The 23,724-nt window shown below is 71.3% G+C and carries 25 protein-coding genes; 8 read left to right on the plus strand and 17 right to left on the minus strand.

Annotated features, from left to right (window positions below):
- Positions 1–31 precede the first annotated feature (31 nt).
- Complete coding sequence (locus tag C8D89_RS13960; protein ID WP_133251909.1) at positions 32–1,978, plus strand: DUF6541 family protein; 1,947 nt, start codon at positions 32–34, stop codon at positions 1,976–1,978.
- Here the strand turns inward: C8D89_RS13960 and C8D89_RS28740 are convergent.
- On the minus strand, positions 1,957–3,081 hold the full coding sequence (locus tag C8D89_RS28740) for a glycosyltransferase (protein ID WP_133251910.1): 1,125 nt from the start codon (positions 3,079–3,081) through the stop codon (positions 1,957–1,959). The two genes, C8D89_RS13960 and C8D89_RS28740, sit on opposite strands and share 22 nt — an antisense overlap.
- 124 nt (positions 3,082–3,205) lie before the next feature.
- Between C8D89_RS28740 and C8D89_RS13975 the strand changes: the two genes are divergently transcribed.
- Both C8D89_RS13975 and C8D89_RS13980 read left to right on the plus strand, forming a co-directional pair.
- The gene (locus C8D89_RS13975; RefSeq protein ID WP_116708725.1) at positions 3,206–4,234 is read left to right on the plus strand and encodes an FkbM family methyltransferase; all 1,029 of its coding nucleotides are present in this window, start codon (positions 3,206–3,208) and stop codon (positions 4,232–4,234) included.
- A gap of 72 nt (positions 4,235–4,306) precedes the next feature.
- Positions 4,307–5,047 carry an SAM-dependent methyltransferase gene (locus C8D89_RS13980; protein WP_116708726.1) on the plus strand — a complete coding sequence of 247 codons (741 nt, stop codon included), beginning with the start codon at positions 4,307–4,309 and terminating at the stop codon, positions 5,045–5,047.
- A gap of 12 nt (positions 5,048–5,059) precedes the next feature.
- Here C8D89_RS13980 and C8D89_RS13985 read toward each other — a convergent pair whose 3' ends face one another.
- The 5 genes from C8D89_RS13985 to C8D89_RS14005 all read right to left on the minus strand — a co-directional run bounded on the left by C8D89_RS13985 (position 5,060) and on the right by C8D89_RS14005 (position 9,779).
- Positions 5,060–6,394, minus strand: a complete 1,335-nt coding sequence (locus tag C8D89_RS13985) for a lipopolysaccharide biosynthesis protein (RefSeq protein WP_116708727.1) — start codon at positions 6,392–6,394, stop codon at positions 5,060–5,062.
- Positions 6,395–6,544: 150 nt separating this feature from the next.
- Positions 6,545–6,952, minus strand: a complete 408-nt coding sequence (locus C8D89_RS13990; protein ID WP_207787213.1) for a DUF2304 domain-containing protein — start codon at positions 6,950–6,952, stop codon at positions 6,545–6,547.
- Position 6,953: 1 nt separating this feature from the next.
- The gene (locus tag C8D89_RS13995) at positions 6,954–7,622 is read right to left on the minus strand and encodes a glycosyltransferase family 2 protein (RefSeq protein WP_243418087.1); all 669 of its coding nucleotides are present in this window, start codon (positions 7,620–7,622) and stop codon (positions 6,954–6,956) included.
- A 277-nt stretch (positions 7,623–7,899) separates the two neighbouring features.
- A complete protein-coding gene (locus C8D89_RS14000; RefSeq protein ID WP_116708730.1) occupies positions 7,900–8,649 on the minus strand; it encodes a class I SAM-dependent methyltransferase in 750 nt (249 codons plus the stop codon).
- The gene (locus C8D89_RS14005) at positions 8,646–9,779 is read right to left on the minus strand and encodes a glycosyltransferase family 4 protein (RefSeq protein WP_116708731.1); all 1,134 of its coding nucleotides are present in this window, start codon (positions 9,777–9,779) and stop codon (positions 8,646–8,648) included. The genes C8D89_RS14000 and C8D89_RS14005 overlap by 4 nt, the downstream gene beginning before the upstream one ends.
- Before the next feature lie 289 nt (positions 9,780–10,068).
- On the opposite strand from C8D89_RS14005, the gene C8D89_RS14010 reads away from it, so the two are divergent.
- Entirely contained in the window at positions 10,069–13,224 is a 3,156-nt protein-coding gene (locus C8D89_RS14010; protein WP_165825696.1) for an arabinosyltransferase domain-containing protein, read from the plus strand.
- A 20-nt stretch (positions 13,225–13,244) separates the two neighbouring features.
- On the opposite strand, the gene C8D89_RS14015 is transcribed toward C8D89_RS14010, so the two are convergent.
- The 4 genes from C8D89_RS14015 to C8D89_RS14030 form a co-directional block, all read right to left on the minus strand.
- Complete coding sequence (locus C8D89_RS14015; RefSeq protein ID WP_116708733.1) at positions 13,245–13,940, minus strand: methyltransferase domain-containing protein; 696 nt, start codon at positions 13,938–13,940, stop codon at positions 13,245–13,247.
- Positions 13,937–15,151 carry a lipopolysaccharide biosynthesis protein gene (locus C8D89_RS14020; RefSeq protein ID WP_133251911.1) on the minus strand — a complete coding sequence of 405 codons (1,215 nt, stop codon included), beginning with the start codon at positions 15,149–15,151 and terminating at the stop codon, positions 13,937–13,939. Before C8D89_RS14020 ends, C8D89_RS14015 begins: the two co-directional genes overlap by 4 nt.
- A gap of 157 nt (positions 15,152–15,308) precedes the next feature.
- Positions 15,309–17,261, minus strand: a complete 1,953-nt coding sequence (locus tag C8D89_RS14025) for an aconitate hydratase (RefSeq protein ID WP_116708735.1) — start codon at positions 17,259–17,261, stop codon at positions 15,309–15,311.
- A gap of 83 nt (positions 17,262–17,344) precedes the next feature.
- The gene (locus C8D89_RS14030; RefSeq protein ID WP_116708736.1) at positions 17,345–17,605 is read right to left on the minus strand and encodes a hypothetical protein; all 261 of its coding nucleotides are present in this window, start codon (positions 17,603–17,605) and stop codon (positions 17,345–17,347) included.
- Positions 17,606–17,752: 147 nt separating this feature from the next.
- Between C8D89_RS14030 and C8D89_RS14035 the strand changes: the two genes are divergently transcribed.
- The 3 genes from C8D89_RS14035 (at position 17,753) to C8D89_RS14040 (ending at position 18,738) form a co-directional block, all read left to right on the plus strand.
- Positions 17,753–18,001 carry a hypothetical protein gene (locus C8D89_RS14035; protein WP_116708737.1) on the plus strand — a complete coding sequence of 83 codons (249 nt, stop codon included), beginning with the start codon at positions 17,753–17,755 and terminating at the stop codon, positions 17,999–18,001.
- Positions 18,002–18,109: 108 nt separating this feature from the next.
- Complete coding sequence (locus C8D89_RS29225; RefSeq protein WP_165825698.1) at positions 18,110–18,262, plus strand: hypothetical protein; 153 nt, start codon at positions 18,110–18,112, stop codon at positions 18,260–18,262.
- Between the two features lie 80 nt (positions 18,263–18,342).
- On the plus strand, positions 18,343–18,738 hold the full coding sequence (locus C8D89_RS14040) for a DUF2267 domain-containing protein (protein WP_116708738.1): 396 nt from the start codon (positions 18,343–18,345) through the stop codon (positions 18,736–18,738).
- On the opposite strand, the gene rfbA is transcribed toward C8D89_RS14040, so the two are convergent.
- On the minus strand, positions 18,735–19,637 hold the full coding sequence (gene rfbA, locus C8D89_RS14045) for a glucose-1-phosphate thymidylyltransferase RfbA (protein ID WP_116708840.1): 903 nt from the start codon (positions 19,635–19,637) through the stop codon (positions 18,735–18,737). The genes C8D89_RS14040 and rfbA overlap by 4 nt on opposite strands.
- Positions 19,634–20,641, minus strand: coding sequence for a dTDP-glucose 4,6-dehydratase (gene rfbB / locus C8D89_RS14050; protein ID WP_116708739.1), 1,008 nt, complete (start codon positions 20,639–20,641; stop codon positions 19,634–19,636). The genes rfbA and rfbB overlap by 4 nt, the downstream gene beginning before the upstream one ends.
- 74 nt (positions 20,642–20,715) lie before the next feature.
- Here rfbB and C8D89_RS14055 point away from each other — a divergent pair, with 74 nt between their 5' ends.
- A complete protein-coding gene (locus C8D89_RS14055) occupies positions 20,716–21,324 on the plus strand; it encodes a dTDP-4-dehydrorhamnose 3,5-epimerase family protein (protein ID WP_116708740.1) in 609 nt (202 codons plus the stop codon).
- Positions 21,325–21,331: 7 nt separating this feature from the next.
- On the opposite strand, the gene C8D89_RS14060 is transcribed toward C8D89_RS14055, so the two are convergent.
- From C8D89_RS14060 to C8D89_RS31115, 5 genes are read right to left on the minus strand one after another with little or no spacing between them, the layout of a single operon-like run.
- Positions 21,332–21,820 (minus strand): Asp23/Gls24 family envelope stress response protein, encoded by a 489-nt coding sequence (locus tag C8D89_RS14060; protein ID WP_116708741.1) that lies wholly within the window; start codon positions 21,818–21,820, stop codon positions 21,332–21,334.
- A 52-nt stretch (positions 21,821–21,872) separates the two neighbouring features.
- Positions 21,873–22,169: a gas vesicle protein K gene (locus tag C8D89_RS14065; protein WP_207787214.1), complete on the minus strand. Its 297-nt coding sequence runs from the start codon at positions 22,167–22,169 to the stop codon at positions 21,873–21,875.
- Positions 22,162–22,428, minus strand: coding sequence for a gas vesicle protein (locus C8D89_RS14070; RefSeq protein ID WP_423717017.1), 267 nt, complete (start codon positions 22,426–22,428; stop codon positions 22,162–22,164). Before C8D89_RS14070 ends, C8D89_RS14065 begins: the two co-directional genes overlap by 8 nt.
- Complete coding sequence (locus C8D89_RS14075) at positions 22,425–23,180, minus strand: GvpL/GvpF family gas vesicle protein (protein ID WP_207787215.1); 756 nt, start codon at positions 23,178–23,180, stop codon at positions 22,425–22,427. Before C8D89_RS14075 ends, C8D89_RS14070 begins: the two co-directional genes overlap by 4 nt.
- Positions 23,177–23,719, minus strand: a complete 543-nt coding sequence (locus tag C8D89_RS31115; RefSeq protein ID WP_116708742.1) for a gas vesicle protein — start codon at positions 23,717–23,719, stop codon at positions 23,177–23,179. The genes C8D89_RS14075 and C8D89_RS31115 overlap by 4 nt, the downstream gene beginning before the upstream one ends.
- Between the last annotated feature and the right edge of the window lie 5 nt (positions 23,720–23,724).

A 23,724-nucleotide genomic window follows, 5' to 3' on the forward strand; every position in this document is an offset into this window, starting at 1 on the left:
CTGCCCGGGGCCCGGAGCGCGAGGAGGAACGATGACGTTTCCCCTGGTGACGTGGGGAGACGTGGGTATCATCCTCCTCTACGTCGTCGTCCTTTGGCTCCCCGGCTTGGGGGCGCTGCTGGCGTCCGGCAGCCGCGGCTGGACGGCGCTCGCCGTCGCTCCTCTCGCCACCTACGGCATCGCCGGGGTCGCCGGACCGGTCAGCTCAGGGCTCGGGCTGCCGTGGAGCCCGCTGAGCCTCCTGGGGGCCGCGGTCCTCACGGCGCTGCTCGGGTTCTCTGTCCGGCGACTGACCCGCCGCTGGGCCGACCCCGACGACGTCGTGTGCTCCCCGTGGTCACGCGTCACGACGGTCGGCGTCGGCCTGGCCGTCGCTGTCGCCGCCCTCATCGGTGCGGGCGCGGTCCTCGGCGGTATCCGCCGGTTGACGACCATCCCCCAGGATTGGGACGCCGCGTTCCACGCCAATGGCATCGCGTGGATCGCCCGCACCGGCGACGGCGGGCTGACGGGAATGAGCCAGATCAACTGGTACGGCAGCGTCCCCTCGCCGTACTACCCGAACGCCTACCACCTGATTGGCGCGTCGATCAGCGACCTGACGGGTCGGGACATCCCGTCGATCCTCAACGCCCACACCCTGCTGATCCCCGGCATCCTGGCGCTGGGCATCGCTGCACTCTGCCACCGGCTCGGGACCCGGGGCCTGCTCGCCGCAGCGTCGGCGGTGGTCGCAGTCGGAATCTCGTCGTTCTACGACATGCTCTGGCGGGGCCCGCTCCTGCCCTTCGCGGCGGGCGTCGCGCTCATCCCCGCGCTGCTCGTCGTGCTGATCGACTACCTCGCCGCGCCCCGCGTGCCCCGGCGACTGCCGACGCTGGTCCCGCTCGCCCTCGGGGCGTGCGGCCTCTACGCGCTGCACCCCGGCGCCTTCATCGCGGCCGCCCCGTTCGCCGCAGCGATGATCGCGTCCTCGTGGCTGCGCTCGCCGCGACGCATCCCAGGCGATCTCGCCTCGCTCGGGATCGCCGCAGTCGTCGCCGTCGCGGCGCTGCTGCCGCACCTTCTGAGCTCGCTCGCCAGCGTTGGCGAGGGCTCCACCGACTGGCCCGAAGCCGGGTCGGCGGCCACCGGGGTGGGCGAGGCGCTGCTCTTCAGCCACGCCGCCGACAGCGTTCAGGTGTGGTTCGTGCTGCTGCTTCTGCTCGGCGCACTGTGCTGGCTGCGCCTCGACGCCCTGCGCTGGATCGTCCTGCCGGGGCTGCTGTTCGTCGGCCTGTTCGTGGCCGCCTTCGCCAGCGACGCACCCATTGTCGAGGCCGTCACGCGTCCCTGGTGGAACGACAGGTTCCGGCTCATCGGCGTCGCCACCATCCCACTCTGCGTGCTAGTGGGGCACGGGCTGCAGCAGGTCCACGACGCGGGAATCGGCCTCGCGTACCGGATGGTCCCTGGGCTGCGGGCACGCCGGTACGACGTCGTCGTCGGCGCGTCGACGGCGGGGCTGCTCCTCGTCGCGCTCGTCGGGGCCACCGGCGGGGACTACCTCGCGCGGAACCAGGCCCTCATGACCAAGAACACCGGCGAGGGCCCGGCGGTCTCCTCGGCTGAGGTCGAGGGCTTCCGGGTGCTCGGCAGCCTCGTCCGGCCCGGCGAGCGCGTGATGAATGACACGGGCGACGGCTCGGTGTGGATGTACGCGCTCGGTGGAGCGCTCCCAGTGGCCGGCCACTACAACCAGTCGCAGGTCGACCCCGACGTCACGCTCCTGAGCCAACGGTTCGACGAGTACGCCACCGCTCCCGCGGTGCGCGCCGCGGCGGAGCGCCTGGACGTACGCTGGGTCGTGCTGGGCCAGGGATTCCTGCGTGAGGGCGCCACCAGGCAACCCGGGCTCGATGACCTCGGTCGAGTCCCATCTCTGCAGCTCGTTTACCAGAACCCTGACTTCGTGATCTATCGGCTAACCGGTCCCTGACGCGACACGGCTTCGGCGACGACCGCGTGCAGGGCCACGTTCATGGCCTCTGCAGAGCGCCGCCAACTCATTATGGCCACGGATCCTCGACCCGCCGCGGCCCCGTCACGGTCCCAGTCCTCGGCCGCCATCTCCGTGAGGTACAGCGCGAACCTCGACCCGTCGTCGGCGACCCGCACGACGTCACGGACGGCGTCCGGGAGGCCCCGAACGCCGACGGAGGTGGTCAGCAGGGGTCGACCGGCTGCCAGCGGCTCGACCACCTTGTTGTTGACCCCTGCGCCCCGGGTCACCGGCGCGATTACGGCTCGAGCGCCACGGTAGACGTCAGCAAGGTCGTCGACGAAGCCCGCGCGCTCGACGAGCGCGGCCACGCGACGTGTCGGTTCGTCCGCGATCGCCCGGGGCCAGGGATCGCCGTGGCCGAACAGGCGAACCAGCCGGAGGAGAGCGTCCGGCAGGTGAGGGCCCACCTCGTGGACGAACCACTGCAGCGACTCCCGGTTGGGCGGGTAGTCCCAGTCGGCGAGCCAGGCGATGTATCCGTCGTCGGGCGGTGCGAGCGGCTCCTCGTTCATCAACCCGGTGTCGACGCCGTTGGGCACGATGCTCGTCGCGGGCATCCGTCGGACCCGACCGGCGTCGACCCGAACGTCTTCGTCCGAGATGTAGGTGACGCGGTCCGCCATCGGTAGCAGCACCTGCATGACCGGTACGAGCTGAGCCTCCTGCGCGAAGGCGGAGATACGGTCGCGCCAGGAGACGCGTGGCGCGGATCCGACGAGCCGGTAGGGGCTGTCGACGAGATCGACCAGTACCGGTACGCCGAGCCGGCGGAGGACCGGCATCGTCGGCAGGCAGAACACGTCCGCCAGCACGACGACGTCTGCGGAGCGTGCACGTCGCCGGAACCCGCTCGTCGCCGCGAGTCGCGCCGCACCGACCGCGGATCGGGGACCAGGGCGCGCCGATACGGTCACCCGCTCGACGACGTGACCGCTCTCGCGGAGACCCAGCACCACGTTCTCCCGCCGGAGCCGCCCACCGGTGAGCGCGGTGTGATCGCCATAGCTGGTGACCACGAGGACGCGCAATCCGCTCACCTGGTTCCCCCGGGGGCTCAACGCCGAGAAGGGCGCGACGGTACCAAGACGCACCGGCGCTCTCGGGCGCCCACGGGATAGGCCCCGCAGGTTGTTCGTGAAGGGCTCGCGGGAGGATGCCACGGTGACGACGGGGCACGGTGGGACGAGGTCCGGGAACAGTGTCGACCAGGTCGAGTGGACGGACATCAGCGATCTCCGACCCGAGGTACCCCTGCGGGACATGCCGTTGCCACAACGGATCAGAAGGGTGGCCCGCTGGGGGTTGGGGCGCGCCGCCAGCACTGCTGGACGGCGCGCGATCCGGCGACGTCTGGCCTTCATTTTGGCTCGATCTGTCACCCCGATCGTCGCGGTGCAGATCGCCGGCGAGCGGTACCTGGTCAGCACGCACGATCGCGCGATCGGCGCCACGGCGTTCAGCGAGGGCGAGTTCGACCTTGACGTCATGGAGTTTGCGCTGGGCCTCATCGAGGAGCGGACCGGGCACGGACTCCGGGGCCGCACGTTCGTCGACGTCGGGGCCAACGTCGGGACAGCGACGATCCCCGCCCTGGCTCGGTTCGGAGCCGCACGCGCGGTCGCCGTCGAGCCGGCGCCGGAGAATGTCAAGCTCCTCCGATGCAACCTGATCTCCAACGGACTCGAGGACCGTGTCATCACGGTCAACGCTGCGCTCTCCGACACAGTAGGCACAGGGACGCTCGAGTACGGCAGGACGAACTGGGGCGACCACCGTTTGCGGTCGGCCACCTCCGGCACGCCTGCCCGCTACGATGAGTCTTCCCGAGAGGTCAGCCAGGTCGACGTCGTCACCCTCGACTCCCTCGTCGAGGCGGGGACTATCGACCTTGCCTCCGTCGGCGTGGTCTGGGTGGACACCCAGGGTCACGAGGGACAAGTGCTGGCAGGTGCGCGGTCAGTCGTAGCTGCCAACGTCCCGGTCGTGATCGAGTACTGGCCGTACGGACTCCGGCGCGCGAACGGGCTGGAGCTCCTGCACGACGTCGTCCGGGACCACTACCGCATGGTCGTGGACCTCCGGGCGTCGTTGGGGCGCGAAGAGATCGTGCGGGTGCCGGCCGACGCCGTCGGACGTCTCGAGGGCGTCTACACCGGGACCTCATACACCGATCTGCTCCTAGTCACGTAACCGTCCGTACTGCATCGGCGAGCTGTCACGGCGTGCGAAGGGCTCCGGACGCAGGGTGATACGTTCCCTCGCGTGGTGAGCGTCGGCGTGGTACGGGTCGAGGCCTCGCGGGTCGTCAAGCGCGCCCGCCGCATGCTCGACGAGGACGGCGCAGCTCACACGACCCGCTTCTTCGCAGGTCAAGCGTGGGAGCACGCCACCCTCCCGCTCCTGAGGCGTCGCCGTGCCGATGCGCGTTTCCCGTACGACGGCGACGAGCTCCCCTACGAGTACTCCCTTTACGGCCAGACGTGGCGCAACGAGCGGACCATCGAGGTTGCCATCGCGCGCCACTTCCTCGCCGCGGGCGAACTCGGACGAATGCTCGAGGTGGGCAACGTCCTCGGCCACTACGGCATCCACGGCCACCAGGTCCTGGACCGCTACGAGCAGAACGTGCGCGGCGTCCTCAACGACGACGTCATCACCTTCCGCCCGGACACCCAGTACGACACCATCGTCTCGATCTCCACCCTCGAGCACGTCCGCTGCGATGAGCCGGAGAAGGACCCGAAGGGCTCCACCAAAGCGCTCGACAACCTGAAGCGCCTGCTGGCCCCGGGCGGTCGTATGCTGGTGACGATCCCGATCGACTGGAACCCGGGGCTCGACGCCGACATCGCCTCGGGCCGGTTCGCCCTCGACCGCAGCACCTACTACGTGCGTACGTCACGCTTCGACTGGGTTGAGTGCGATGCCGAGCGCGCTCTGGCCGCCCGGTACGGCCACCCCTACGAAGCCGCCAACGCGGTATTCGTCGCGACCACGCCTTGACGTCGCGGACGATCAGGTCCTCGCCGATCCGTCGGCCTCCACGGTGGTGCCCGCCGCCGTGGAGCGGGCCAGACCGATCAACGCGAGACCGGCGACCGCGACGGTGATGGCGGGTCCGGCAAGCTGCGCGACAAGAGCCGCCGTAATTGGCGCCCAGGGCGCGAACAGGAGGCCGACGAACACCACCGCACCCGCTACCCACGCGACGGCGACCTGCCGTTGGCGTCCGGCCGCCACCAGAGCGGGCTGCAGCATCTGACAGACCATCAGCAGGCTTGTCGCGACGGCGAGGAGGACAAGGACCAGCGGCCCGGGCGGCGTCGGGACACCGAGGAGCGTACCCACGGCCCACGGCCCGACGGTACCGCCGAGCACCGCGCCGAGCAGGCCGAACGCGCCGATGACGAGGAGCGTCTGCAGGACCCGTTTGCGGAAGGCACTCCGGTCGCCGGTCGCCACCGAGCGCGTCAGGGCGGGCAGCAACATGGCCTGTACCGGAGCGAACAGGAAGAGCGGGACCCGCGCGATAACGAAGGTCGCGGCGAACGCGCCCGCGGCGAGGGCGTCGGACGGCATCCGGTAGGTCACGACCACGGGTCCGAGATTCGCGATCAGCTGCATCAACAGGGTGGAGCCGACGAGGAACATGAGCGAGCGGCCCATGCGGTCGGTGGAGTCGGACGCCTGGCGTGGCCCGAGGCGCAGCGTGGTCACCATCGCCAGTCCCGCGATGCCTGCCCCCGCGGCGAACACGAAGGCGTATGCCTCGGGCACCTGGGTCGCGAGGCCGAGCAACACGACCAGTCCCAGGAGGCGCGAACTGCCCTCGATGTGGAGCGTCCCGGCGTACGCCACGAACCGCTGCTGCCCGGAGAGCACGCCGCGGGTCCAGTAGACGACGCCAGAGCCAACGACGGCGAGGGCCAGAGCGGCGAGCAGGCTCAGTCGATGGTTGAGCACCGACCCAAGAGCAGGCCGCCAGAGAGCGACGAGCACCACCACCGCCGGTGCGGCCATTGCGACGCCGAGTACCGCGCCTCGGAGCGCAGCCGGGCGGATCGAGCGGCCCGTCGCCGAACGGTGCGAAACTGATCGGCTGATCTCCTGCTCGAGCGCCACGAAGAGGCCGGGGCCGATGATGTTCGTCAGGAGGTAGATCGACGTGAGGGCAGTCAGGTCGTTCGGGTCCGCTCCCGCACCGAAGACCCGCCCGACGATGGCCACGAAGGCGTAGCCCGCCAGCCCGACGAGGCCCAGCCCCAGCGCCATGGAGAGCCCAGTGCTGAACCACACCGGCCGGAGCCGCAGTGGGGCGGCGGGGCCGCTCCCGGCGTCGACGCCGGTCACGGCGAACTCCGGCTGATCGCCGTGGGCGGTACCGGTGGACCGTCTCGCGGCGCCGAGGTCGCCTGCCGGGGCAGCGACTGCAGGGTCGGGTCGCCGGTCATGAGACGTGCCCGGTCCACAGGGTCGATCCGCGACGCTCGAGGGACATCGTTAGCCGCGCTCCGCGTCGCCTCGGCCCGGGCCCACGGCGGTCGAGGCGCACACGTCGTCGTCCGGGAAACGCTCCCGGTTGATTGCCTCGGCCTCGCGCAACGCCATGGCGCGGGCGAGCGCGGTGAACCGCTGGTCCACAGCCTTGAACCGCACGTAGAAGTTCAGCATCCCCATGAGGAAGGCGATGACCAGCGCGTAGAGGACGAGGTCGGCGCCACGGCCGACGCCGATCAGATTTGCAACGGCGCTGACGTCCCCGGGGCGCACGATGGCGTAGATGTTGACGGCGGCGAAGAGGATGACCGCCACCCGCTTGCCGGCCTGGATCCGTACACCCGGCTTGCTTCGGAGGAACGCGACGAAAAGGCCGAGGACCGCCGCGATCAGGATGAGTTTGACGAGCACCTCAGGCTCCACGCTGTCGAATCGAGAGGTCGAACAGGATGTTCACCCCGTTGATCAGGGACTGACCCTTGCTGCGCGAGTAGTCCGTGTACCGGATGCTCACGGGGACCTCGACGACCTTCCACCGGCGCCGCGCGAGATAAGAGACGATCTCGGACGCGTGCGCCATCCCGTTCATGGTGATCCGGATGTCCTGGGCGGGTGCGCGGGTGAACACCCGCAGGCCGTTGTGCGCGTCGGTCAGGCGGAGCCGGCGGCCGGCGACGCTCAGGGCCATGACTGTCCGGAGCACGAGGCGCTTGAGGGCCGGGATATCGCGGGCGTGGTTCAAGAACCGCGACCCCAGCACCACGTCCGCGTCCCCGTCCCCGTCGCGCGCCACGTCGACCATGGCGCGTGCGTCTTCGACACGGTGCTGGCCGTCCGAGTCGAAGGTGACGAAGAATTGCGCGCCGGGGCGGCGCAGTGCATAAGCGAGCCCGGTCTGCAGCGCTGCGCCCTGGCCGAGGTTGGTGGGGTGTCGGACTAGGTGCGCGTCGGTCTTGAGAATCTCCGATACTGAGTGGTCGCTGCTGCCGTCGTCCACGCACACCACGTGCGGGAAGGTCTGCAGGACCTCCTCGACGACACCCGCGACGACACTTGCCTCGTTGAAGACCGGAATGATCACCCAGGCGTCCTCCGTACCCGGATACGGAGAGGTCATGTCGTGCCCCCAGTGGACGGTTGGCCTCCGAGGCTAGTGCACCCAGACGTCCGGGCTGCGTCCCCGGCCCGGCGTGGCCCATGCATCTGCGTCAAGAAGTAGTCCAGTCGCCTCGAACTGCGGAAGTGATCGGTCGACACGCGACGATCGGGGCTCGCTGAGCGGTGCGACGTTGACGGGTCAGGTCGCGGCGCCGGTGTACCTGGTGTGAACCCGCAGCGCCTGCTCGTATCGTGATGGCTCAGCAGGCGGTCGCCGTCACGTACAGCCGGCTCCGCCACCGAGGTCCGGCGCTCGTGTCGGGATCGGCGGTCAGGACTCGAGCCCCGAGCCCCTCCACCAGGTCCCGGACGTCGGCCTCCGGCGTCCCGTGCATCTCCATGCCCCGGCGTAGCCGGATGGCAACCGGACCGGGCAAGAGTCGCAACGCGAAACCGGCGGGCGTGAGGGCCGGGCCCGTGGGCAGCTGGAAGACGACGACCCCGCCGGAACGCACCACGCGGTGGAACTCGCGGATGTACGCCTGGGCCAGCGGGGGCGGCATGTGCTGCAGGACCCGGCACGAGTACGCAAGGTCCACGGAGTCCGTCTCCACCCCGGCGAGATCCGCGCCGGTGACCTGCTCGAACCGACAGGCGGGCGCGTCGACGGTCCGTCGGGCGCTCGCGAGCATCGTCGGTGAGATGTCGAGGCCGAGCACCTCCTCGAACCCGGCTCGGGCGAGACCGTGGCTCAACCGGCCCGCGCCACACCCGAAGTCGAGCGCACGATCCCGGGACGGTGAGACCCCGAGCTCGTGGAGACGCGCGAGCACGGCCTCGATCTCGACGACACCGGTGGAGAGGAAGTCCTCGACCTGCCACCGACCGCCGGACTTCTCGGCGTCGGTGAGGACAGCCCACATCGGGTCCTCCTCGCCGAGGCGGGTCCAGGTCCTCGAGACGTCGTCGAAGCCCATCGCGCGCTCCTCGCGGGGGTGCGTGCCACTCATCGGTCGGCGGCCTTGATGAAGACGGCTTCGTACGCGTCCAGCACGGTGTCGACGCCGAAGTGCTCCACGGCCGCGGCGCGGCCGGCCTCGGCGTCGGGCGGGTCGTCGCGCAACCGTGCGAGAGCGGCGGTCAGACCGGCGGCGTCCCCGGGCGGCACGATCTCGCCGAACCCGGTGGTCCCGACCACCGTGCGCACGCCGGGAAGGTCGCTGGCGAGAGCCGGGACCCCGGCCCGCATGGCGACGACCTGGACGATGCCGAAGGCCTCGAACGCGTTCACCGACGGCAGGGCGATGACGTCGAGGGATGCGTAGAAGTCGTCCAGGCGGTCATCGGGCACGAAACCCAGCAGTGAGATTCGTGGGTCGTCCCCGGCGTGCCGGCGGATGCGGTCCACGACGCTCCCACCCGCGACTCCGAGGTAGTCCCCGCCGATGAGCAGGCGGGCGTCGGGATCGTCGAGGGCGCGGAACGCGTCTACGAGGTGCTCGACGCCCTTCTCCTCCACCAGCCGCCCCAAGAAGCCGACGTGGAAGCCGGGACCGTCCCGGAAGGCGGGTCGTCCCTCGCCGCAGGGGATGCAGGGCGGCGGGATCGCAGTCAGGGCCGGCCGGATCACCGACCACAAACGGCTGTTCCGTGCGTAGTCCTCGCTGCTCACCACCGTGGCCGCGGAGCGACGGAGGGCGCCCGTGCTCGCCCGGTCGATCGCGCGCCGCTGCAGGTCGTTGATCAGCCCGGGCGGCAACGTGACGTCGCAGTGGTAGGTGGACACCACCGGGATCGGCGAAAGCCGGCTCAGCACGCCCGCTTCGATCAACGGCAGGTGGAGATTGGCCACCCGTGAGCGGCGCATCTCGTAGAGGGCCATCCGGGTGAGGTTGATGCCGATGGTGCCCTTGCCCACCCGCGCGAGCACCGGGGCCCGCACGATCCGCACCCCGTTCAGCTCGTCGTGGGTGGGCAGCGCGGGGTCGTGCTTGCTGGTGACGACGCAGACCCGCCACCCCCGTGCCGCGAGACCCTCGGCGACATCGCGAGCGACGTTGGTCAGGCCCGAGACGTAGGGCGCGTAGTAGGTCAGGACGACGACGAGGTCGTTCTCGACGGGCGACGGGCGCTCCGGCACTGTTCGACCTCCGACCGTCGTCCGTCCGTTCCGTCCCGTTCGCTGACGTCGAGGATACGAGGCCGTCGTACAGCGCCCGTACAGCGGGCGGTTAGCGTGGGATCACTCGGCGCGATCAGGTGGGAGACGGTTGAGCACGGACGCCCGGCCTCGGGAGCAGGCTTCGGCCGCCGGCGGCGTCCCCCCGCATTCCGGATCCCGCCTCCTCAAGGTCACTCGCGGGCTCGCGGTGGTCACCGGTCTGATCGCGATTGTCGGTGCGCTGCTCCTGCCGTTCATGCCCGTCAGCGTGAGCACCCCCGAGGTTCGCTGGCCGCCCGACCCTCGCGCTCCCGCCCCGACGATGCTGTTGCTGACGGCCTACCGGCCCGCCGACATCGAGGTCCGGTTCAGCTGCCGCGCCGCGCGGGCCGCAGCGACGGCGCCCGACGGCGTCGTGGTCTCGACCATGGGCCCGGCATCGCCGGACGCAGCGAGGGAGGCGTTGATCGTCCGGTCGCGCGAGGGCGAGGTGAGTATCCGCAGTGGCGGTGAGAACCTGTTCGCCGGTCCGCTTCCGACCGACGATTGCGATTTTGTGATCCGCGGTGACGGCGCGGCGATGCAGGTCCTCCTCGACGGTTCCGTGGTCTCGACGGCCCCGACCCGCGAACCGCTACCGGCCTCGGACGAGCCGTCCGAGTCGGACGCAGGCGAGCTACCCGACTTGGAGCCGATCCCGGAACCGCTCAGCGCCTTGCCCGAGGTCGACGCGCTGCGCACCTCGGTGCCGGGGTCGCCGGACGCGACCACCGACGACCTGTCGGTGCGCATGACGCTCGATGACGTGTTCGACCACACGCCGGCGCCGGCCAAGTCCGCCCTGATCGTGGTGACGGTGCTGGCGTTGGCGGTCGGAGCGGTCGCCATGTCCCTCCTCGCCGTGCACACCGGGCACCCGAGCCAGGCCGAGCGCGACCGGGGTCCACCCGGGGAACGCGTCGCTGCATGGGTGTCGCGGCGGGTCACATCGCTCGGGGGGATCCGGCGTCTGCTCCCGCGCGTGGTGGACCTGGTGGTGCCGGCGGTGCTGCTCGTCTGGCTATTCGTCGCCTCGATGACCGACGACGACGGCTACTACAGCGCCATGGCGGCCAACGTGCCCTTCTCCGGGTACGTCCCGAACTACTACCAGCTCTACAACCAGGGCTTCACACCCTTCTCCTGGCCTTACTACGTGCTGTCCTGGTGGCAGACCACCTTCGGGGTCGCCCCGGTGGTGCTCCGGCTCCCCGCCCTCGTCCTCGGGTTGGGGACCTGGTTCCTGGCTCGGGCGTTCGTGGCCCGCACGCCACTCCGCGGCCCGGAGCGAGAGCCAGGGCGCTGGACTCCCGCCCTCGCGCGCGCCGCCCTGGCCGCGGCCTTTCTCGCCTGGTGGCTGCCCTACGGCATGGGCGTGCGCCCGGAACCCGTGGTCGCGTTCTTCACGCTCGCCGCGCTGGTCGCCGTCGCCGAGGGGCTCGAGCGGCGCCGCCTCGTGCTGCTCGGGCTGGCGGTCGGACTCGCCACGGTCGGACTGATGGCCGCGCCGACCGGCTTCATCGCGCTCGCGCCGCTGATCGCTGCGACGCCCGCGGTATGGCGGCTCATCCGGGAGGGCTCGGGGACCTGGTGGTCGGCGGCCGGCCGGTGGGTGGTGGTGCTCGCACCGGGTGCTGTCGGGAGCCTGCTCGGCTTCGCCGACGGAGCCTACCGCGACTTCGTCCGCGCCCAGGACATCTTCGCGCCCATCCAGCGGGCCCAGACCTGGTACCAGGAGCTCGGCCGGTACGCGGGCCTCCTCGATCCCGCCTCCCACTTCGGGTCCTACGCCCGCCGCGCTGCCGTGCTGATTTGCCTCCTGGCACTCGTGTGGTTCCTCGCGCTCGTCGTCGCGTCACGCGTGCGCGACCTCGTCGTCCCGCGGCGTCTCCCCCTGGTCGGGTGGGCCACACTCCTGGCGTTCGTCCTGCTCTTGCCCACCCCCAGCAAGCCGTCCCACCACTTCGGCGCCTTCGCCGGGATCGGCGCGGTCTTCCTGGCCCTGCTCCTGGTCGTCGGGCCGCGCCTGCTCGCCGACCTCGACCGGGAGCGCCGGGTTCCCCCCGCGGCGCTCCTCGCCACCGCGGTCTCGGCGGTGCTCGTCTTCGCCCTGGCCGGGCACGGTCGGGACCTGTGGCCCTTCGCCTGGGGGCTGGGCATGCCGGCGTACGGCGACTACCCCTCGTTCCGAGGCCTGGAGTTCGATCAGCCGCTCTGGTGGGCGCTCGGGCTCGTCGGGGTCACCGGCATCGTCGCGCTCGTCGCCCACCTCCGCGCTCCACGGTGGCGCCGTCTCGCGCTCGGGGTGGCGGTCCCCTTGATGGTCGGTGTCTTCCTCGTGGTGTTCGCCGGCTGGACGCTCGGCGACCACATCCGCGCCGCGTACCGGACCTCGGACACGTGGTCGCCCCAGATCGACGCGTTGCGCGACCCGACCGGCACGCGCTGCGGGCTGGCCGGACAGATCGATGTCCTCGACCGTGGCGACGTCCGGGCGCTGCCACGGGCCGCACCACCCGGCACAGCCCCGCCACCACCGCTGGTGCCTCTGGACGCTCCGGACGCTCCCCCACCCGAGTCGCGCACCGAGCCGTTCGTGCCCGGGGCCGTGCTGCCCACCAGCCCGCCGCCACCGAGCCTGCCGTCCGAGGTGCCGGTGTGGGGCAGCTTCCTCGTTCCCCGGGAGGGCGCGAACGCCGACGCGCGGACCGGTAGATTCACGACCGACTGGTTCCGACTTCCGCAGCCGTCACCGGACCTCGGGCTCAGCGTTCTGATGTCCGGGCGCATCGGCGACGACGTCTCCCTGAGCGCGGAGTACGGGCGCGAGACCCGCGAGGGGTTCACGCCGACCGGAACGCGGTCGATCGCGGCCGAGGAGAACTCCGTTGCTTGGCGGTCCGTGGCGCTGCTCGACGAGACCGCCCCGCCAGCCGACGCCGACGTCGTCCGTCTGATCGCCGTCGACGAGAGCACCACCACGGGTGGTTGGTTGGCCTTCACCGCACCATTGGAGGGTCGCTGGGTGCCGCTCACGCAGTTCCTGCCCTCCGACGGCCCGGTCGGCGTCGCGTGGCAGATGAAGGCCCTGTTTCCCTGCCAACGCCAGCCGCGCCAGCAGCACGGGATCACCGAACCCGCCGTCGCAGCGATCGGCTTCGGGCCAACACCCGAGGCCGCCTTCAGCGACTGGACCTTCGATCCGAATCGAGGCGGCCTGCTGGGGCACGCGCAGCGCGAGGCGGACGTCACGCTGCTCGTCACGCGCATTCGGGACGTCGGCGACGAGATCGACGACATTCAGGTCTTCGACTTCCGCCAGCCCTACCCGGCAGGCGGCTACGAGCTGAGCCTCGACCGTCGCGTCGTGCCGGGTGCTCCCTGATTCGGAGCGATGTGGCCGGGTCAGACCCGCCGGACGACGAACAGCGAGGACTCGCCGCTTCCCGGGCGCAGCAGCATCCGTCCGGACAGGAACTGGACGAACGCGGGTACGGCGTGCACGGCGGCGTCGAGCAGCTTCGGCCACCGGCTGTAGGGCACGTCCCACAGCCCGTCGCTGCCCTCCCGTTCGACCACGAATCCCTGGTGGGTGAGGAACGACCGCCATTCGGCGTGTGACTTGAGATTGATGTGCGTCGGGTCCGCGAAGCCCATCCACGCCTGCCCGGCCAACCGACGCCCTCGTCCTGCGGGGTCGGGCATGACGACCAGGGCCTGTCCGCCGGGGCGGAGCACTCGCCGCCAGGTGGCGAGGGTCTCAAAGGCGATCTCGTCGGTCAGGTGCTCGAGCACGTGGATGGCGGTGAGTGCCCCGAATCCGGCCGATGGCAGGTCGGCTGCGTCCGTGTGGATGGCACAGCCGGGGGCATTGCGCCGGGCCTGGCCCGCGGAGTACTCGGACACCTCGAACCCGGCGGCCGGGCCGAGCGCCGACAGGCGCCGGACGAGGTGCCCGGTGCCGCAACCGAAGTCGAGGTAGGGACCACTCTCGGTGTACCGCTCCACGAGCCGCGTGTACAGCCTCAGCGCGGGCCGGTCCTCGGCCTGCCCGTTGAACCGGTAGTAGTCCTCGTCGTACGTATCGTCGTCGTGTTTCAGGGGATGCTCCTCTCAGGACGGCGCATCACGGTCAGCACCACACTGCTGACCAAGGCACCCGTCACCGAGCCGACGAGGAACGCCACCTCGGCGGCGAGGACGGGTTCGGGGACCAACGCGAAGACGAGCCCCGCGGTGGCAAGGGCCGCTGTCCAGCTCAGCGCCACAATCCCGTGGGTGGCGCGGGCGACGTGCACCTGGGTGACCACGACGAGGCCGACGTGGGCAAGCACACCGGCCGCCATGAGGGCGAGGTCCGTCCCGCCCACCGCGTAATCCTCGCCGAAGATCAGCGTGATCATCGAGGGGCCCAGCCAGGTCATCGCGGGCACTGCCACGGCGATCAGGCCGACCAGCACTGCTCCGCCCCTGATCAGCAGCGCGAGCACCTCTTGGCGCCTGCCGTCGGCGATGAGGCGTGTGAGGGTGGGGACGACAGCCGACTGGAGCGGGATCACCATGGCCAACGGCGCCTTGATCAAGGTAAACGCCGCGACGAAGGCACCGGCCGCTGCTTCCGCGTCTTCCGAGGTCTGCGCGACCACCAGCACCGGCGGTCCGTTGAGCAGCAGCTGCGCGCACACCGAGCCGAGCAGCAGGGGCAGGCACGCCGCGGTGACCCGGCGGGTGGTGACCTCGCTCTGTGCTCGCGCGGCCGGCGCATCGACGACTGCCCGCCGCCAGATCGCGGGGAGCTGGGGCAGGTGTGCGAGGGCGATCGCCGCCACGAGGGCCCAGCAGAAGGCGGCGGCGTCAGCCCCGCCGAGGAGGAAGACCACGATCGCCAGGCCGAGGCGCAGCAGAGCATCCAGCACCATGACCGCCGCGTGGCGGACGAGGCGGTCGGTGCCGATGAGTGTCCCGCGCACGAGGAACTGGCCCGCCGACACGACGCACAACACGACGAGCGCGAGGAACAGCGAGACGTTCCCGTCAAGAGACCGTCGTACCAACGGCGTCGCGAACAGGAGGGCCGCCAGGGAGAGGCCGGCGAGTACACCCGCTGCTCCGGCGGCCGCCCTGAGGAGAGCACGACGGTCCACGGACCGCGACAGCCGCCGGGCAAGCTCCTGCTCGAGCGGGAGGAAAGCTCCGAAGGCCACCACGAGAGCCAGGGCCCAGAACGCTCCGAACGTCGCGTACTCCGTCGGAGGCAGGATGCGCGCCACGACCGCCAGGTAGACGTTGACGATCAGCCCAGAGAGCAGCACCCCGGCGCTCGCCGTGCCCACGAGGCGCCGAGCGCCCGGACGGGGTCGATGACGACGGACGGGCGGCTCCTCATTGGCGGTCGCGATACGTGCAGCGTATCGAGGTGCCGCGCCCCGACCTCGATGCGGCCCGGCAGCGGCCGCACCGAGCCCGAGGTCAGCCCTTCTGCTCCGCCAGCTGCCGGATGAGCCCGCCGTCGAGGACCATCCGGACCTGACGGTCCGAGAGGCTGTGGCGCAGCGTGATGTCCTGACCGTCGACCTGCGCGGTGACCTCGGTGCCGTTCTGCAGCTGCTCGTGCAGGCCGGAGAACGACAGCGTCGCCCCCTGGGAGATCTTCTCCCGGTCGCCCGCGTCGGTGAACTCGAGCGCGAGGATCCCGAAGTTGGCCAGGTTCTGCCAGTGGATGCGGGCGAACGACTCGGCGATGACGACCCGCAGGCCCAGGTAGCGCGGGCAGATCGCGGCGTGCTCGCGGGACGATCCCTGGCCGTAGTTGGCGCCGCCGACGATGGCGTGGCCGGTCGAGTCCTTGATCTCCTCGGCGTTCTGCGGGTAGTCCGGGTCGATCCGGGTGAACGCGAACCGCGCGAGCGCCGGGATGTTCGAGCGGTAGGGCAGCGCCTCGGCCCCGGCCGGCGAGATGTCGTCGGTGGAGATGTCGTCGCCGACCGCGAGCAGCACCGGCACTTCGAAGGAGTCGGGGAACGGGTCGAACTCCGGCAGCCCCGAGATGTTCGGGCCCTTCACCAGCTCCTCGTGGCGGGCCTCCTCGGCCGGCGGCGGCTCCTCGAGCATGCCGGGGATCACCGTCGGCTCGGGCAGCCCCAGGTCGCCCCACTTGAGGTCGAGCTCCTCGGCGAGCACGCGCGGGTCGGTGATCTCGCCGCGCAGCGCGCTCGCCGCCGCAGTCTCCGGCGAGCAGAGCCACACCTGGTCGTCGGGCCCGCCGCCGGAGCGCCCGGGGAAGTTGCGCGGGAAGGTCCGCAGCGAGTTGGTGCCCGGCGCGGGGGCCTGGCCCATGCCGATGCAGCCCATGCAGCCGGACTGGTGGATGCGGGCGCCGGCGGCGATGAGCGAGGTCGTACCGCCCCAGCGGGTGAGGTCGGCGAGGATCGGGCGCGAGGTCGGGTTGACGTCGAAGCTCACGCCGTGGTGGGTCTGCCGCCCGTCGACGATGTGCGCGGCGATGGCGAAGTCCCGCAGGCCGGGGTTGGCGGACGACCCGATGACCACCTGGCCGACCGGGGTCCCGACGACCTCGCTGACCGGGACGACGTTGGCCGGCGACGACGGCTTCGCGATCAACGGCTCGATCTGCGACAGGTCGATCGCCTCGGTGACGTCGTACTCGGTGCCCTCCTCGGCGACGAGCTCCGTGTAGTCCTCCTCGCGGCCCTCACCGGCGAGGAACCGGCGGACCTCCTCGTCGGCGGGGAACACCGTGGTCGTCGCGCCGAGCTCGGCGCCCATGTTCGCGATGACGTGGCGGTCCATGGCGGTCAGCGTCGCGAGCCCGGGCCCGTGGTACTCGATGATCCGGTTGGTGCCGCCCTTGGTGCCGTGGCGGCGCAGCATCTCGAGGATCACGTCCTTGGCCGAGCACCAGGGCGGCAGCTCGCCGGTGAGCTCGACACCCCAGATCTCGGGCATCTTGATCGACAGCGGCTCGCCGGTGATCGCCAGCGCCACCTCGAGGCCGCCGACGCCGATCGCGAGCATGCCCAGCGAGCCGCAGGCCGGGGTGTGCGAGTCCGACCCGATCATCGTCTTGCCCGGCTTGCCGAACCGCTGCATGTGCGTCGGGTGTGAGACGCCGTTGCCCGCCTTGGAGTACCAGAGCCCGAAGCGCCGGCACGCCGAGCGGAGGTAGGCGTGGTCCTCGGCGTTCTTCTCGTCGGCCTGCAGCAGGTTGTGGTCGACGTACTGCACCGACACCTCGGTCCTGGCCCGGTCGAGGTCGAGCGACTCGAGCTCCTGCATCACCAGCGTGCCCGTCGCGTCCTGCGTCAACGTCTGGTCGATGCGCAGGGAGATCTCCTGGCCGGGCGTCATCTCCCCGTCGACCAGGTGGGACGCGATGAGCTGGTGGGCGACGCCGTGCGCCATGGAGGCCTCCCGGGGTGTCGGGACGAGCGGTGGTGGCGCGTCGGGTACCCCGTTCACTCCATGATGTTGCACGCCGCCCGCGGTCAGCCCGGCTTCGCCGCCGCCTGCGTCACGTACGCCTCCACGACCTGACGCGCCTCGTAGATCGTGCGGGCGGAGCCCCACGCGTTCGGGTCGAGGCGGTTGTGCACCCAACCGCCGGGCAGCTGGCGGGTCCCGAGGCTCAGGTGGCCGACCTCGCGCTGCCAGAGGATCTCGGACTGGAACCCGCGCGGGTCGTCCCAGTGCCAGGAGTAGCCGTAGTCCTCCTGCTCCTCGAAGACCTCGACACCGTCGATCTCCATGGCACCCTCCCCGTCGAGGACACCCGGTGTGTGTCCCGATCTAGGATCGGTAACCGCCGTGGTCCCGATGCGCGGCACTCGGAGCAATTTCGATGTGGCGCCCGGCGTATTCACCATTCTGCCGGTCGGATCACGTGGAGGAGAATCGTGACGGTCTACGTCTCGTTGCCGCAGATCCCGCTGACCCTGAAGTTCGAGGAGGACCTCGAATCCGTCGTCACGCGGTTCCAGCAGCTCATCACCGACGGCGAGGTGCAGCGCTACGCGTTCACCGACACCCAGGCCGTGGTCGTGAACTACGGCGTCATCGCGTCCGCGACGTTCTCCGAGGGTCCGCGCACGTTGGAGGTGTCCGAGCTCAATCGCGGTCTCTCGGCGCGCCTCGACGACGCCTGAGCGCGACTGCGCCGTCCGGCGCATCGGCGTCTCCTGTTGCGCGGAATCTGCCTCCGCAAGACCCGGTCCGACGTGACGGACACGATCACGACGGTTACGGTGCGGAGCATGCAACGTGTGGTAGGGCTTCTCGTCCTGGCCCTCGTGCTGTTCTGGATCATCAGCTCGCCCGAGACGGCGGCGGCCACGGTCACCGCCATCCTCGCGATCCTGGTGGGCTTCGCCGCCGCGATCGTCGACTTCTTCCAGGCCCTCGTCTGACGGGTCGGTCGATCGCGACGTGTGAACGGCGCCGGAGCGCGGGCACCCGGGCGGCCAGGACACGACGCGAGAGGAGAACGATGCAGGAGCACGAGTTCGTCTCGGCGGTCAAGGAGAGCCTCGGGCTGCCGGACAACCGGAGCGCCGAGCGGGCCATCAAGGCCACCCTGACCGTCCTCGGCCAGCGGCTCGAGGGTGGCGAGGCCAAGGATCTGGCCTCGCAACTGCCCGGGAGCCTCGCCGACGCGCTGCCGAACGAGGGTGGCGGCGAGCGGTTCGGCGTCGACACCTTCTACGAGCGCATCGCCGAGCAGGAGGGCGAGGGCGTCACGGTGGCCCAGGCGCGCCAGCACGCCCGGTCCATCGCCAAGGGTCTCGAGACGGCCCTGACCGACGGTGAATGGCAGAACTTCACCAGCCAGCTCCCCCAGGACTACCAGGACTTCCTCGGCACCGAGCCCGTGGAGAAGCACTAGCCCCCGCCGGCTCCGGCCCGGCGGGCTCGTCGGGCGATGTCCATGACGTACTCGCCGTAGCCGGAGCTGGCCTGGCGCTCGCCGAGCACGTGGGCCTGGTCCGGGGTGATCCAGCCCTGGCGCAGGGCGATCTCCTCGAGGCAGGCGAAGCGCACGCCCTGGCGGTGCTCGAGGACCTGGACGTACTGGCTGGCCTCGATGAGCGATTCGTGCGTACCCGTGTCGAGCCAGGCGAACCCCCGGCCGAGGTCGATCAGGCGCGCGTCGCCGCGGGCGACGTAGGCCTGGTTGACGTCGGTGATCTCCAGCTCGCCGCGTGAAGACGGGGTCAGGGCGCGGGCGATGTCGAGCACGTCGTTGTCGTAGAAGTACAGCCCCGTGATCGCCCGGTTCGACCTCGGGTGGGCCGGCTTCTCCTCGACCGAGAGCAGCCGGCCGGTCTCGTCGGCCTCCCCGACCCCGTACCGGCCGGGGTCGCGCACGGGATAGCCGAACAGCACGCAGCCCTTCTCGCGCTCCAGGCGCATGACCTGCTCGGCGAGGATGGTGGCGAAGCCCTGGCCGTGGAAGATGTTGTCCCCGAGCACGAGCGCGGCGGTGTCATCGCCGACGTGCTCGGCGCCGATGAGGAACGCCTCGGCCAGCCCGTTGGGGGCCTCCTGCTCGGCGTAGGAGAAGTTCACCCCGAGGTCGGACCCGTCGCCGAGCAGCCGCCGGAACGCGGGCAGGTCGACCGGGGTGGAGATGACCAGGATGTCGCGGACACCGGCGAGCATCAGCACCGAGATCGGGTAGTAGATCATCGGCTTGTCGTAGACCGGCAGCAGCTGCTTGGACACCGCCCGCGTCACCGGGTGCAGCCGCGTGCCCGACCCACCGGCCAGCACGATCCCCTTCACGGGCCCGACCAGCCCGCGCCCTCGACCACCGGTGAGCGGCCGAGCAGCGGGCGCCACCACGCCTCGTTGTCGCGGTACCAGTCGACGGTGGCCGCGATCCCGGAGTCCCAGCCGACCTGCGGGGCCCACCCCAGCTCGGCGCGAAGCTTGGAGCTGTCGAGCAGGTAGCGCCGGTCGTGGCTGGGCCGGTCGGGCACGATCGTCTTCAGGTCCGGACCCAGCCCCAGGGTGTCGAGGATCGTGTCGGCGACGCCCTCGATGTCGACCTCGTGGCCGGACCCGACGTTGTAGGTCTCGCCCACCCGGCCATGGTGGACCACCGCGTCGATCGCCCGGGCGTGGTCGTCGACGTGCAGCCACTCCCGACGGTTCTTCGTCGAGGCGTACAGCGGCAGCGGCTCCCCCGCGAGCGCGCGGGTGGTGAACAGCGGGATCACCTTCTCCGGGAACTGGAAGGGCCCGTAGTTGTTCGCGCAGGTGGTGATCGTGACCGGGACGTCGTAGGTCAGCCCGTAGGCGCGCACCACGTGATCGCCGCCGGCCTTCGCCGCGTTGTACGGCGTCCGCGGACGGTACGGCGAGTCCTCGGTGAACGCAGCGTCGACATCGAGCGGGAGGTCGCCGTAGACCTCGCAGGTCGAGACGTGGTGGAACCGCGACACCCCGACCCGTCGCACCGCCTCCAGCAGCCCCTGGGTGCCCATCACGTTGGTGGCGAAGAAGTCGCTCGGCCGCAGGATCGCCAGCGAGTTGTGCGACTCCGCGGCGAAGTTCACCACCACGTCCACCCCGTGGCTGCGCAGCAGGTGCTCCACCAGTTCGGTGTTCGCGATCGAGCCGTGCACGAACGTCACGCCGTCGAGGCCCTCGACGTTGCCCCGCACCCCCGCGTAGGTCAGCGCGTCCAGCGCCACCACCCGGTCGGTCGGGTGCGCCGCGCGCCAGTACCGCACGACGTTCGACCCGATGAACCCCGCCGCGCCCGTCACCAGAACCGTACTCATCGTCTCCCTCGGCTGGTCCCCCTCGGCAGGGCGTGCCGACGATCCTCCCACGCACGTCCCTAGGCTCCGGCGGTGTGGAGACCGAGGAGCTCGCCGTGCCCGGCGCCTGGAGGTTCACCCCACCGGTCTTCCCCGACGCCCGTGGCCTGTTCGCCGCGCCCTTCCAGGGCGAGCACTTCCGGGCCGCCGTGGGGCACCCGCTGGAGCTGGCCCAGGCCAACACCAGCGTCTCGCGCCGCGGCGTGCTGCGGGGGATCCACTACGCCGACGTGCCGCCGGGGCAGGCGAAGTACGTCCACTGCGTGGCCGGCTCGGTCCTGGACGTCGTGGTCGACCTGCGGACCGGCTCACCGACGTTCGGCCGGTGGGAGGCCGTGCGCCTCGACCCCGCGACGATGACCGCGGTCTACCTCTCCGAAGGCCTCGGCCACGCGTTCCTCGCGCTCGAGGACGGCACCGTGACCAGCTACCTCTGCTCCACGCCCTACGACCCGGCCGCCGAGCACGGTGTCGACCCGCTCGACCCCGCCCTCGGGCTGCCGTGGGAGCGGTACGTGGCGGCGGGGGACCTCGTCCTGTCCGGGAAGGACCGCGAGGCACCGACCCTCGTCGAGGCCCGCGAGGCCGGGATGCTCCCGACCATCGAGGCGTGCCGCGCCCGGCGGGCCGAGCTCGGGGGCTGACCCGCCGTCACAGGCTCGCGGGCGGCGGGGGCGGCGCCGCGCCGCCGTCGGCGTCGGTGTCGGCGCCCGGCAGGTGCACGTCGGTGATGACGATGTTGAGCTCGACGACGGTCACACCGGCGATCTCCTCGACGGCCTTGGGCACGTGGCGGCGCAGCGCGCGGACCAGCTCCCGCGCCCCGACCCCGTACTCGATCTCCACGTCCAGGCCGATGCGGGCCTGCTGGTCGGCGAGCTCGACACGCACACCCGCGGTGTTCTCGGTGTTGCCCGTCAGCGTCTGGCGGACCGCGCCCACGGCCCGCGACGCGCTGCCCCCGAGGGCCACCACACCGGGGATCTCGCGGGCCGCGTAGGCCGTCACCTTCTGCACGACCGACGGCAGGACCTCGGTGGTGCCCTCGACGGTGGTCGGGTCGCCGGCGGCCCCGCTGACGGAGGTGGCGGTCGGCGTGGGGCTGGAGGGCGTGCTGCTCGGACGCTGAGCGCTGGTCATGGACCCCGAGTACCCCGCGGCACCGGAGGGGAGTCCGCCCGATCGGCGCTGCTCAGCGCTCGCGCGGCAGCAGCGGGCCGAGCGGCCCGAGATCCAGGTTGAGGTCGGCCGGCGTCAGCCCGAACTGCTCGGTGAGCTCGTCCATCGCCTCGGCCAGCAGCATCAGCGACGTGCCGAGGTCCTCCTCCTCCTGCTCGGTGAGGTCGCCCTGCTCGACGCGCCGGATCGCCTGGCGCTCCATGAGCTGTCGCAGCAGCTCGACGATCGTGAGCACCAGCTTCATGAGGTCGCGCCGGACCTCGTCCTTGTCGATCTCGATGCGCGGACCGGTGGACGGGCGCTCAGCCATCGCCGGCCTCCAGCTCCCGGTCGGCGCGCTCGGCCCGCGCCGCGAGCGTGCCCGGCCGCTCGACGGGTGCGATCGACGTGATGAGGGCACGCAGCGAGATCCGGACGAGGTCGACGCCGGCGAGCGAGATCGTCAGGTCCCCCACCAGCACGACCCCGCCCGCGAGGAGGCGGTCGAGCAGGTCGACGAGCGCGACCTCCTCGTCCCCGAACAGCGAGGTCGAGCGGGGCGTCAGCTCGAAGGACTCCGGCTCGCTCACGGGTCGGCCTGGGCGAACGAGTAGGGCACCCACGGCCCGGTGACCTCGACGCGGATGCGGGGGTGCTCGGCCAGGGAGCCGACCAGGGCCGCGAGCTCGCCGGCGCGCTCGACGGGCACGAGGTAGGCACGGTTGAGGACCATCGGCTCCGAGGTGCCCGAGAGCGTCGCGTCCTGCAGACGGTGGCTGCGCGAGGCCGCCGCCAACTCGGTCACGGCGGTGTCGACCTGCTCGGCGGCCTCGCGGGCCTCGTCGAGCGCGCTGTCGCCCTCACGCAGCGCCTGGCGGCGACGACGCAGGTACTCGGCGCCCGAGGCCGCCCGCTCCGTCGTCGCGGTGCTGCTCCGGCCGCCCTTGCGCGCGTAGACCTTGAGGCCGAACTCGGCGCGTCCGGCGAGCCGGTCGAGCACGGCGTCGAACGTCGCGCGGCCCTCGTCGAGGACGGCGCGCACCCGGTCGTCGTCGAAGTAGACCGTGGCCAGCGCCAGCGGCGCGACGAGGTGGTCGCGACCCAGGGTGTCGACCACGTGGTGGTGCGCCCGCGCGGTGGCCGCGAGCCATTCGAGGTCCTCGAGACGTTCCTCCAGGGCCCGCTCCTCGAACTCGGCGCGGTCGGCGTCGCTGACCACCGCGCCCAGCCGGCCGACCGCCACCACGCGCACCGGCCGGCCGCCCACCCCGCCGAGCCCGCGCACGACGGCAGGGTCGACGTCGCGCGCGATCGCGTAGACGTACGTCAGCGTGTCGCTCACCCGCTCGTCCTCCGCTTCCGCCGCGGCTTGACGGGCTCCGGCTCGGGCTCGGGCTCGTCCTCCTCGACGTCCTCCTCGACCCGGTCGTCGAGGTCGTCCCCGCCGGCCTCGTCCTCGTCCTCGAGCTCGTCCGCCGCGTCGGCATCGGCCGACCCCTCGCCGTCCCGACCGCGCTCGAGGGCCGCACGGCCGTCGCCGCCCTCCAGCGCCTCGAGCCGCTCGCGCAGGCGGCGGTTCTCCTCCTCGAGCTCGGCGTGCCCGGAGGAGAGCGTGGGGTCGCGCTCCCACCAGTCGATGCCCATCTCCTTGGCCCGGTCGACCGAGGCCACGACCAGCCGCAACTTGATGGTCAGCAGCTCGATGTCGAGCAGGTTGACCTGGATGTCCCCCGCGATCACGATCCCCTTGTCGAGGACCCGCTCGAGGATGTCGGCGAGGTTCGTGCCGTCGCCACCGCCGCCGCTCCGGGCCGGCTGGCGACCGCCGGCCTGGTTGGGGGCGGGTGGCATCTGCCCGGTCCAGCGCACCGGGTCGCTCATGGTGT

This window comes from Actinomycetospora cinnamomea (genome assembly GCF_003096675.1).
In the GTDB taxonomy this organism is placed as follows: Bacteria; Actinomycetota; Actinomycetes; order Mycobacteriales; family Pseudonocardiaceae; genus Actinomycetospora; species Actinomycetospora cinnamomea.

Coding starts and splice junctions, on each gene's coding strand:
- C8D89_RS14040 (WP_116708738.1), top strand. CDS start 18,343: ATGCAGGAGCACGAGTTCGTCTCGGCGGTCAAGGAGAGCCTCGGGCTG.
- C8D89_RS14030 (WP_116708736.1), bottom strand. CDS start 17,605: ATGGAGATCGACGGTGTCGAGGTCTTCGAGGAGCAGGAGGACTACGGC.
- C8D89_RS29225 (WP_165825698.1), top strand. CDS start 18,110: ATGCAACGTGTGGTAGGGCTTCTCGTCCTGGCCCTCGTGCTGTTCTGG.
- C8D89_RS14000 (WP_116708730.1), bottom strand. CDS start 8,649: ATGAGTGGCACGCACCCCCGCGAGGAGCGCGCGATGGGCTTCGACGAC.
- C8D89_RS13960 (WP_133251909.1), top strand. CDS start 32: ATGACGTTTCCCCTGGTGACGTGGGGAGACGTGGGTATCATCCTCCTC.
- rfbB (WP_116708739.1), bottom strand. CDS start 20,641: ATGAGTACGGTTCTGGTGACGGGCGCGGCGGGGTTCATCGGGTCGAAC.
- C8D89_RS14025 (WP_116708735.1), bottom strand. CDS start 17,261: ATGGCGCACGGCGTCGCCCACCAGCTCATCGCGTCCCACCTGGTCGAC.
- C8D89_RS31115 (WP_116708742.1), bottom strand. CDS start 23,719: ATGAGCGACCCGGTGCGCTGGACCGGGCAGATGCCACCCGCCCCCAAC.
- C8D89_RS14065 (WP_207787214.1), bottom strand. CDS start 22,169: ATGGCTGAGCGCCCGTCCACCGGTCCGCGCATCGAGATCGACAAGGAC.
- C8D89_RS14060 (WP_116708741.1), bottom strand. CDS start 21,820: ATGACCAGCGCTCAGCGTCCGAGCAGCACGCCCTCCAGCCCCACGCCG.